Origin of the sequence: Nostoc sp. CHAB 5715 (assembly GCF_020829685.1) — a bacterium.
Classification (GTDB): Bacteria; Cyanobacteriota; Cyanobacteriia; order Cyanobacteriales; family Nostocaceae; genus Nostoc.
In genome coordinates this window covers 1-11,477 of record NZ_JAIVFR010000100.1, presented here as the reverse complement: position 1 = coordinate 11,477, position 11,477 = coordinate 1, and the positions used below count along the sequence as shown (strand labels likewise).

The window sequence follows — 11,477 nt, the reverse complement described above, 5'->3', positions numbered from 1 at the left end:
TTATCTTTATTAATATTGATTTGTACTGAATTTGTCTTTCGGTTTACACTTGAGTTGATTATGTATCAAAAAAAGCCTTACATCAGGTCATGTAAATTGATTTTTTACTGCTTGTGAGAAATCCGGGTTTATGTCCATCAATTGTGACTGAATCAGCACGCTCAATACCAACAAGTTTTTGTCGATGTTGTTCGGAAAATATGAGCGGGCCACCCCAAGCTGCATCTACGTGAAAATGAACATTTGCAGCTTGGGCAATATCTGCTATATCTAAAAGTGAATCTATGTTACCAGAATCGGTAGTACCAGCAACGCCGACGATCGCGATAATATGCAAGTTTTTGGCCTGACAATCTGCAACAGCCTGACGTAAAGCTGATAAGTCCACTTGGTTATTACCATTAGTAGGAATTTTTCTCAACCCATGCGTACCTATGCCTAATAAATCTGCGGCTTTGTCAAAAGAATAATGCATCAATTCAGAGCCAATTACCACCGCTCCTTGATAACCGTAGTAATCTAGAGCTGCTGCTAAACCTGTCTTTTCTACACCTGCAAAACTATTTTTTGCACATAAAGATTTATTACGAGCGCACCATAGTGCGATGATGTTTGCTGCTGTACCTCCGGAAACCAATATGCCTAAAGTGCTTTGGTTATTTTGCACATGCTGGGTATAAAATTCATCAGAAAAGTCATAAACCAATCTATGCATCATCGCCAAAGCCTGACGTTCATATGGGCTAAAGGCTTTGGCTGTTTCTATTTTGACAACATTTTGATTCATTGCTGTCATCAGTTTTGCGAGCGATCGCACAAAACAGGGAAGAGCAGAGGTCATATGACCTATAAATCGTGGTGAAGATGTATGTATCGAATGATTAACAACATTATTTGCTAAATATTCAAGGTAGCTATCAAAATTAGCGGGATTAATAGGAACTTCACTATCAGTAAAGTTTTCTACTAGTGCATTAAAAGTTATGTCGGAACTAGTGTTAATTGAACTTAAGAAATCATCAACCAAATTGTCTGTTTGCACATTCATCTTGACTTCTGTAGATACTGACCCCCTAGATGGTTGAAATAATCGCATAACTTCATCTGCAACTAGATACTGGTGTGTTAACTCTGTCTCAATCAAGTGATTTAGCTTACTTTTTTCTTGTCTCTTTTGACTTAATGCCACTTTATACTCCAGGATTTATGTTTTTTATACAGATGCGATTAATTGCGTTTCTACTACTTTTGACTTGCTCTTCGATAATTTTGTCTTACTTGTTTGCGACGCTTAATTGAAGCGTTTCTAGGTTGAGTACGGAAATGTTCTTTTTGAACATAATCCTGCTCATTGCTACTTAAAAGCTCCGCAAGCGAGCTGATAGTTGGTTTTTCATAAATGCTAACTACAGGGATATGAATATTTAATTCTTTTTGTAACTGAGAGATAATCTGGATACTGATTAGAGAACTACCTCCCAAATCAAAAAAATTATCATAAATACCTATCTTCTCTATGCCCAAAGCTTTCTCCCAGGTTTTGGCAACAATTTCCTCTATTTGGTTGCGGGCTGGAACATAGTCAGTTTGTAAGTTACCTCTTGAGTATAGAGATAAAGAATTTTCGTTATTTGAAAAATCCTTATTTCGTAAAGATTCTAGTTTTATCCACTGCTGAATTCTTGCTTGTAAATCTCTGGTGGAAACAAGAACTTGACTTACTTCATGCAGCGTTAACAAACGTTCAAATACTTCCACACCAGCCTTTGATGTGATGGAATATGTAGACAAGTTTGCTTCAAAATCTGTATCTTGTTGTTCCTCTATTTCCCAATCATCCCAGTTTACACTACTCCAAGAGCAAGATTTAGTTTGGTTATGTTTGTGAGCATAAGCATCCATAAAAATGTTGGCGGCAGAATAGGAAATAAATCCTAAACCTCCTAAAATAGATGCTAAAGATGAAGTGAATTGACAAAAATCAAGGTCTTGTTGCTGTAAAACTTTTTCTAAGACAAATATTCCAAATACTTTAGAGTTAAATTGCAATTGAGCCAAGCTCTGAGAAGTTTCTTCAATAGCACAATGTGCTGCTTCGCTATTACCTGCTGCGTAAATAACGCCGTTAATCGTACCAAAGCGCTCAGTTACTATGGCGATCGCTTTTTGCATTTGTTCTTCATTTGCCACATCGGCGGCGATCGCTAAAACCTCAGCACCCAAAGCCTCAATTTCTTGTACTTTGCGAATCTTGCGGCTAATGCTATCCTCTTCATCGTGAGTTTCCAACCATTCTTGCCACTGTTCTTTTGCGGGAAGTCCTTTTCGTCCAAGCAGAACCAATTTCGCCTGGACAGTCTTTGCGAGATATTCCGCCAATACTAAACCAACACCTCCGAGTCCACCAGTGATTAGATAAACTCCTTGTTTCCTTAACCTAGCTTTACCAGTAATGTTTTCATCTAAACGGATAGGCTCGTATGTTTGAACCCAGCGATGATTTCCACGATAAGCAATTACATTGTCAGTTGACTGTGCTATAAATTCGGCAAGTAAATAATCAATATGCTTTTGTGATGGCTGATGTCGTGATGCCAGCACAATATCAAAGCAACAGCAGCTAATATTAGGATATTCCTGGGGAATTACTTTGCAAGGACTTAATATCGTTGCTTTCTCAGGACACAAAATCTCCGAACCAGTTACATCATGTAAATTACTGGTGACAACCATCAGTTTAATCGGCTCAGTGATATTTTGCTGTCCCAAAGCCTGTGCCAAGAAGACAAGACTGTACAAACCGAGATTTTGACAATCTTCAAAAAACTGACGCCTTAAGTGTATCTGTCCGTCTGGCTCTTGGCGAGTTAAAGTATCGTCAGGTGTGATGCTCCAAAAGTGCGCTATCTGTTGTGGCTTCCAATCATGCTCTTGCAGTGCTTGGAGTAAAACATCATAGTCATCTTTTTGTTGGGGATTAATTGTGTATGTATGGTCGTCAAGTCTGGTAAATTCCTCTGCCAACCCCACTATTACCACATCCTGCCCTTTTTGTCTGAGTTGCTCGGCAATTTCAGATCCAACTCCATAGCTATCAACAAAGACTAACCAACATGACTTTTGCTCTAGCAATTCTCCCTTTTTGAGAAGCTCAAGCGGCGTAGATTCTTTCCAACGAGGAACGTAGAACCAATCAGCAATATCTGGTTTCCTACTTGAATTTGTCTGAGACATCATTGCTAAAGTCGCATTTCTATTTATCTCAATCCAGTAACGTTGTCGTTCAAAAGGATAGGTCGGTAAAGGAATGCGATGACGGCGCTCATGAGTGTAAAAACCAGACCAATCTACTTTCACACCAAATAGCCACACCTTACCTAAACTATTAAGTAAAAATGCGACATCAGACTCTTGCTCTTGAGGATGGCGAAGTGATGTCAGCACTAAAGATTCTTCTTTTTGATGCTGTTTAACAAAAGTGCTTAACGTTCGTCCTGGCCCTACTTCCAAGAATAATGTTTCGGGTGTTTTCGCTAACTCTGTAATTCCTTCGCAAAAACGTACAGGCTGTCTCAAATGTTGCGCCCAATAATTAGGGTCTGTTGCTTGGGCTGTTGTAATCCAAGTACCGCTGACGTTAGATATAAAAGGAATTTTTGGGGGATTTAGTTTTACCTTTTGTAGAAATTGGACAAAGATCTCAATGATGGGTTCCATCATTTGAGAATGAAAGGCGTGGGAAGTGTGCAAACGTCTACAGCTTACACCTATTTGTTGTAGCTCCTGTTGCAATTGGTCTATTGCTTCTGTGGAACCCGATACCACACAGGAAGAAGGTGTATTATTTGCAGCTAGAAAAATTTCCTCTCCTAGCAGTTGTTGTACTTCCTTTTGTGTCAGCCCAATCGAGAGCATAGCACCACTGTTGCACTGCTGCATCAGTTTTCCTCGTGTTGCCACGATCGCTAAAGCATCTTCCAAAGAAAAAACTCCAGCCAAAGTAGCAGCTACATACTCTCCTATACTGTGACCAATCATCATCTCAGGGCGCACACCCCATGCCATCCATAACTTGGCTAAAGCATATTCGATCGCAAACAGCGCTGGTTGAGTAATTGCTGTTTGTTGCAATTTTTGTGTTGCTTCTTGAGCTTTTTCTTCGCTGGGATAGAGAACTGTACGCAAGTCTAATTCCAAGTGAGGTTTAAGCAGTTCGCAGCAGTAATCAAATTGCTCTCTAAATACGGTTTCGCTCTCATATAATTCCCGACCCATATTTACATATTGCGAACCTTGTCCGGAAAACATAAATACAATCGGACGATTACAAGGTTCTTGGTAATGGCTGAAAGCCCTTTGAGGGTCTCGCAATGCATCGATCGCATCTTCTTGATTTTGGCAAACTACCATGCGGCGATGATTCAAATTCCAGCGACCCACTTGCAAGGTATGAGCAACATCAGCAAGATTTAAACTTGGATGTTCATGGAGGTAATTAGCCAGATTTTCTGTAGCAGTTGAGAGTGCTGTATTTGTCTTGGTTGAAAGTAATAATAACTGCCAAGACCGAGAAGGGCTAGAAGGTTGAGGTATGGGAGCCTCTTCTAAAATTACATGGGCATTTGTTCCACCAAAACCAAAGGAACTAACACCCGCACGGCGAGGAGTACCATTAGTTTTCCACTCAGATAATTTGTTATTTACATAGAAAGGACTGTTCGCAAAGTCTATCTGGGGTGATGGTTCTTCAAAGTTTAAGCTAGGCGGGATTTGTTTGTGTTTTAAGGCTAGTACGGTTTTAATCAAGCCTGCAACCCCAGCAGTTGAATCTAAATGTCCAATGTTGGTTTTCACAGAACCAATACGACAAAAGCCTTTGTTTTGAGTTTTCGCGCGGAAAGCCTGCGTCAGGGCAGCTATTTCAATCGGATCGCCTAGTTTAGTACCTGTTCCATGTGCTTCAATGTAGCTAATAGTATCAGGTTCGACTTCAGCCATAACTTGAGCCGCCCTAATTACCTTCGCTTGACCATTTACGCTCGGTGCTGTGTAGCTAACTTTATCTGACCCATCGTTGTTAATTGCAGAGCCTTTGATCACCGCATGGATGCAATCTCCATCTGCGATCGCTTCTTCTAAACGTTTGAGAACTACAAGACCCAAACCCTTTCCTGTTACGGTTCCCGCAGCCTTTGCATCAAAAGCACGGCAATGTCCATCGGGAGATTCAATTCCTCCTTCTTGATATAAATAACCATTTTCTATTGATATTGAAACTCCTCCTGCTAAAGCAATATTACACTCACCACTGAGCAAACTTTGGCAGGCTAAATGTACAGCAATTAATGAGCTTGAGCAAGTAGTTTGCACCGCATAACTGGGCCCATTTAAGTTTAATTTATAAGAAGTAAGTGTAGTAACGTAATCTGGAGAAGTTCCTTTTTCTATCTGCTTATCACCGACAGAGGCTACAATATCGTAATTTGAATAAATGTTAAGTAAATAACTGCCAAAACTTGTACCAGCATAGACACCAATAGGCTTTTTGTAAACTTCAGAGCTATAACCAGCATCTTCAAGTGCTTTCCATGAATGCTCCAAGAAAAAACGCAGTGAAGGGTCCATGACTTCAGCTTCTCTGGGACTAATGTCGAAGAATGAAGCATCAAACAAGTCTACATCTTTTACTACACCCTTTGCTTTAACATAATTTGGGTTGCTTAATAAGGCAGGATCTACACCTAAATTTTGTAATTCTTGGTCGGTGAATCTATGTATTGATTCTACACCATCTCGAAGATTTTGCCAGAATTCGTCAATATTTTTAGCATCAGGGAAACAGCCGCTCATGCCAATAATAGCTATTTCCAAACCAGTTGTGTTAGTTAAAGATGCTGAGTTTTCCATAACTCATGTTACCTATTGTTTGTTGGCTATTTGTTAAACATGTTGTTGTTGATTTCGTAAAAAACGTTGCTTTAACCTGGCTTTGCCAACTTCTAACTCTTCATTTAATTCATTGCTTTGATTCGCAAATACATCATCTTCTTCTTGGTTTAAATACCGAAAGATAGAGCTGATAGTTGGATATTTAAAAAGGTCTGTTATAGCTAAGTCAGCTTTAAATAGTTCTCGCAGTTTGCCGTAGACTTGAAGCACGTTTAAAGAGTGACCACCCAGCTCGAAAAAGTTATCTTGAATACCGACTTTTTCAACTTTAAGTGTTTTCTGCCATATATCAGCAATTGCAAGCTCTATGTCATTTCGCGGTGATACGTAAACTGTTTCCAGTTCTGGGCGAAGATTATCTGGTTTAGGCAGAGCTTTACGGTCTATTTTTCCGCTTGGTGCTAACGGTAGATTTTCCAGCATTACAAAGGCAGAAGGAACCATGTGGTCAGGTAATTTTTCCTTCAAGAAGCTACGCAGTTCGCTAATACTAGAAGATGGCTCTGTCTTTGCAACCACATAAGCAACTAATACCGTGTTATCTACTTCCTCTTGATAAACCACAACTACATTTTCACGGACATTAGGGTGCTCACCAAGAAATGTCTCTATTTCACCAAGCTCAACCCGGAAACCACGAATCTTTACCTGATGGTCAATACGTCCGAGAAACTCTATATTTCCATCGGGAAGCCACCTTCCTAAATCTCCGGTTTTATAAATTAAATCTGCGCGATTTGCTGGTAACTTCTTCCTCCCATCTGTAAACGGATTCGGAACAAAGCTTAATTTCGTTTTTTCTTCATTTTTCCAGTAACCAGCACCCACACCAATTCCCGATACGCAAATCTCTCCTGGAGCACCAATCGGTAATAATTTCATTTGTTCATCCAGGATGTAGAGATTTAAGTTCGCTAGCGGTTTCCCAATTGGAATTGTTCGCTGATTTTCTGGCAAGGGCTTGTCAACGATAAACTGGGTAATATCATCAGCAGCTTCGGTCGGACCATAAGCGTTAACAATTTTGATTTCGGGATATACTTGGAGCCACTTATTTACCCAATTAACCGATACTGGTTCCCCCACAACCATCATCCATTTTAAATTAGGCAATTCTCTTTCGTTATTTGGTAGCCCTGAAGTATGTTCAAGCACCCCCCCAAATAATGCTGGTACTAATTCAACAACTGTTATTTCTTCTAATTTAAGTACTTTAAATAGTTTATCAGGAATCGCAACAGTTTCAATATCTACTATTACCGTCTTTCCGCCAATTAAAAGCGGTGCTAAAAACTGCCAAACGGAAATATCAGTTGAAGAAGGGGCGCTTTGGAGAAAACAAAATTCTTCTGTCAACTCCAACTCATCGAACTGAGCATAAATATGATTAACTGCACCATCATGTCTAACTATTGCTCCCTTGGGTAGTCCTGTGGAACCGGAAGTATAGAGCATATAGGCTGGGTCGCTAGCATCATTTATTTGCTCTAAGTTGTCTTTGGTCAGGTTAATAAAACCAAGTTGATCGTATATTGTTAATTTCTGGTGATGAGTTAGTTGTATGCTTTCGGGAATAACCCCGTCTAAACAAATAATCGATTTTAATTGAGAGCAGTTATCTATTAAGTCTGTCAAAACAGTTAATAAGGAAGTATCAGTTAAGAGAAACTTAACTTCGCTATTAAATAACATATATTCAATTCTATTTGACGGATAAGTGCTATCAATCGGTACGTAAGCACCACCTGCCTTATATATAGCCAGAATAGCGAGCAGAAAATTTATATCACGGTCTTTAAATATGCCTACAAACTCACCTTTACCGAGTCCTAGTTGACGCAGCATTACAGCTAACTGATTAGCTTTGTCATTTAACTCTTGATAAGTTAGTTTCGTGCCTCCATCAACTACAGCTATATTGTTAGGAGTTTTATATACCTGTTGCTCGAATAACTGATTTATTGTCTTATCGACTGGATATTCTTTAATGTTGCAGTTAAATTTTTGGATAATTTTCTGTTCATCGAAATCATTTAAAACAACAATATCTGATATCTGAATATCGACATTACTTACAATACTATCTACTATGTTTGTGTAGTAATTAGTTATTAGTTTAATATTTTCGCTATTAACAATGGCTTCATTGTAATCTATCGAACCGCAAATTTTATTATTTTTGGCAATAAAAGAAATTGTAATATCGTTATTAAATTTTAGGACATCAGTCTTATTATGAATATTTTCTAATAGTATAACTATATCAAATAACGAGCATCGGTTCTCTGCTTGAGGTAAATTTAATAATCCAATTAATTCATCAAAGCAATAGTCCTGATGACTATATGCCTGAGTTAAATTATCTTTGACTTGAATGAGAAAACTTTTAAATGTCATCTCACTATATAACTGAGTTCTTAAGGGAATCAGTTTATAATCATTCAAATAGTCTAGATTTACACCATTTATTTTCTTGTAAACTGGTATTCCAACGATAAGGTCATTAGTTCTAAAATACCGTTGCAGCAGTATCTGAAATGCCGATAAAAGCATTAAGTACAACAAAAAATCAGACCCTTTAGCTAACTTGATAATTCCCTGAGATAAATAATCAGGTAGCTCAAAATAATGACTTCTATTTTTTCCAGTATACTGAGAGGGTCTAGCATAATCCTGTATTAGGTTTGTTTCTGGTAATTCTCCAGAAAGCTGATTTAACCAGTATATTTTTTGAGAAAATAGCTCTTGGGAATCTAATATTGTATTCATCGTTTTTAGCTGCTTGAAACTGGTTGTATTAGCAGAATAGTGGAATGAAGTAGGTAAATGAGAGAAATTATCGTCACAATAAGTTGTTCACTAGTAATGAGCATTAATAAAGATTGGAATCAAAGTCACATTCTATTATGGTTTAGTCTAGTTAATTTACAAACATTCATTAAAAGCTGTTTCTATGATTAAACAACCTTCTTTTAAAGTAGGCATATCAATCGTTAGAGGAGGCAATAATTTGATAACAGTATCATTTCTCCCTGCTGTTTCAACTATTAACCCTTTTTCAAAACAACACATTCCAATTTTCTTTGCCAAATTACTACCACCAAAGTTAGCCAAATCTATACCCCAAATCATTCCTATTCCCCGTATAGCTATATTTTCATTGATTTGTGATATTTGTTGGGACAGAAAATTTTTCAAGAAAATTTCTTTTGTTTTAACATCCTGTTCAAGACTGCTATTTTCTCTATACTCTAGAGCAGCAGTAGCCCCGACAAATGCCAATTGATTACCTCTAAATGTGCCATTATGCTCACCAGGTTCCCAAATGTCTAATTCTGGCTTAATTAACAATAAAGACATAGGAAATCCATATCCACTAATCGATTTAGAAAGTATAACTATATCGGGAACAATACCCGCTCTTTCAAAAGAAAAGAAAGAGCCTGTTCTACCGCAACCTACTTGAATATCATCACAGATTAATAAAATATCATGATCGTCACACAACTTTCTTAGTCTTTGCATCCACTCAATGGGAGCAACAACAACCCCCCCTTCAGCTTGGACTGTTTCAAAAATTATTGCGGCTGGTTTTTCAATTCCTGAATTAACGTCATTTAAAATTGTCTCTATATATTTTATCGTATCAAAACTCTCCATGAATCCATAGGGATAAGGCATAAATGTGACATGACTTAATGTTCCAATTGCCCCTGCTCGAATTCCGGTATTAGCAGTAATTGATAAGCTACCTAAAGTCATTCCATGATAAGCACCCATAAAGGAGAATATACCAGGCTTTTTCTTTACTTTTCTAGCTAATTTTAAAGCTGCTTCGACGGCATTTGTTCCAGTTGGTCCGCAGAACTGAATGCGATAATCTAAGTGTTTTGTACTTAGTATAACTTCATTAAACTTAGCTAAAAACTTCTCCTTAGCAGAAGTATACATGTCTAAGCCGTGAGCTATCCCATCAGCATCCAAATAGGAAATGACTTTTTGTTTTATGTAGTCATGATTATGCCCATAGTTTAATGCGCCTGCACCTGCAAAAAAATCTATATATTCTCGACCTGATTCAGCATAAACAATCGAACCCTTAGCCCGATGAAATATGGCTGGAAAACTACGACAATAGCTTCTAACGTTTGATTCGCACTTTTCAAAAATATTCATACAACTTCTTTCCATTTAAGTTTTTTATTCCTTCTGAACATACTTATTTAGTTTATTTGGAGGTAAAATTTATTTTTGTTATCAAGAGACATAATTCAAATATGATTTATAAAATTTGAATATTACTTGAGAAGGTATTTTAAATACTAATCCCATAGCCAGTAAAAAGTTATAGTAAGAGTTTTGGATAGGCATACCTTTGACACTGGCTGCTAGGGCATTCAAAGAACTTTTTCTTGTATGCCAATCAATATTAAAAGAAATCGACATATCTAAGCTTCTAACATGATGTAATGTCCCAGGTGGCATATATAAAATCTCACCAGGATTGACGATAAACTTAATTGGTCTGGCATTTTTATATTCAGGATATTTATTGAAGTCTGGATTTTCTGGATTCACAAGAAACCATCGCCAGCCCTTGCGATAACAATATTTTGCATTTTCAGGTAGTAATATAGTAAATTGTTTACGCCCAACAATTTGAAAAAAAATATTATTAGTCAGAAGACAATCAAAATGTAGTGGAGTAATACTATTAGAAGACCCCAAGAAAAACTGACAGTAACGCCACCATTTATACCAGTACCATTCGCTTAGGAAGCTCGTGAGCGATAATTGATGCATCTTTTAAAAAACGATTGTCTTCTACTGAAGAGTATTGAGAGGTAATATCCTTAACTAGTGACTTAATTTCATCAATTTCGCGCTCGGACAAAATAAGTTTTTCCATGATGATTACTTGAGTTTTTCTTGTGTTTAGTTCTCTGCTGTTTCTTTTTTCTCAGCTATATCAGTTCTACAATTTATTGCCATTAACAAGAATTATTGGCTTGTTTGACAAAAAAGTTATTGAACGATTTTAAGGCCGCCATTACCTAACAATGTATTTAGCAATCCTAATATTCCTTCATCACTATCCTCTCTACTATCTTCTTTATTAACTAAAGAGTTTGAATCCTCTAAAATTCTTTTGACACTCTGGATTTCTCCAGAATTGATAGTTTTAATTACTGCTTCAATATTGGGATATAAAGGAACTACTGTAGGTATTCCATTAACCGCGATCGCAATTTTATCTTTACCTATTTTTCTCCAGAGAATTTGACGATTAGGTAATGATTGAATATAATCATTCTTCCTTATTCGATTCCATTCTGTTTCTCTAAATTGCTCTGATACTAATGACGCAAATCCGTAGCCAGTCAGCATACTCAGCCATAACTTCGTACCCTTCATCAGGAACGGTATTGTCGAGAATAAAGGGATGCCATCGGATATCCACTTCTTTTTCTGGCCATTGTGCCAGTGCATCAAACAGATGCTTTTTCCCTATTCTACACCAGGGGCAA

General features: G+C 37.5%; 7 protein-coding genes. All 7 read right to left on the bottom strand.

Annotation, left to right across the window (positions count from 1 at the left end):
• Nucleotides 1-82: 82 nt before the first annotated feature.
• Nucleotides 83-1,189, bottom strand: a complete 1,107-nt coding sequence (locus LC574_RS08025) for a pyridoxal-dependent decarboxylase (RefSeq protein WP_229452662.1) — start codon at nucleotides 1,187-1,189, stop codon at nucleotides 83-85.
• A gap of 53 nt (nucleotides 1,190-1,242) precedes the next feature.
• On the bottom strand, nucleotides 1,243-5,907 hold the full coding sequence (locus LC574_RS08020) for a type I polyketide synthase (RefSeq protein ID WP_229452660.1): 4,665 nt from the start codon (nucleotides 5,905-5,907) through the stop codon (nucleotides 1,243-1,245).
• Nucleotides 5,908-5,940: 33 nt separating this feature from the next.
• Nucleotides 5,941-8,718, bottom strand: coding sequence for a non-ribosomal peptide synthetase (locus LC574_RS08015; protein ID WP_229452658.1), 2,778 nt, complete (start codon nucleotides 8,716-8,718; stop codon nucleotides 5,941-5,943).
• Nucleotides 8,719-8,874: 156 nt separating this feature from the next.
• Nucleotides 8,875-10,125 (bottom strand): diaminobutyrate--2-oxoglutarate transaminase, encoded by a 1,251-nt coding sequence (gene ectB, locus LC574_RS08010; protein ID WP_229452657.1) that lies wholly within the window; start codon nucleotides 10,123-10,125, stop codon nucleotides 8,875-8,877.
• An 81-nt stretch (nucleotides 10,126-10,206) separates the two neighbouring features.
• A complete protein-coding gene (locus LC574_RS08005; RefSeq protein ID WP_229452656.1) occupies nucleotides 10,207-10,752 on the bottom strand; it encodes a cupin-like domain-containing protein in 546 nt (181 codons plus the stop codon).
• A gap of 222 nt (nucleotides 10,753-10,974) precedes the next feature.
• On the bottom strand, nucleotides 10,975-11,337 hold the full coding sequence (locus tag LC574_RS08000) for a hypothetical protein (protein ID WP_229452654.1): 363 nt from the start codon (nucleotides 11,335-11,337) through the stop codon (nucleotides 10,975-10,977).
• Nucleotides 11,291-11,477 (bottom strand): DsbA family protein (locus LC574_RS07995; RefSeq protein WP_229452646.1); only part of this gene is annotated, 187 nt, incomplete at its 5' end. The genes LC574_RS08000 and LC574_RS07995, both read right to left, overlap by 47 nt.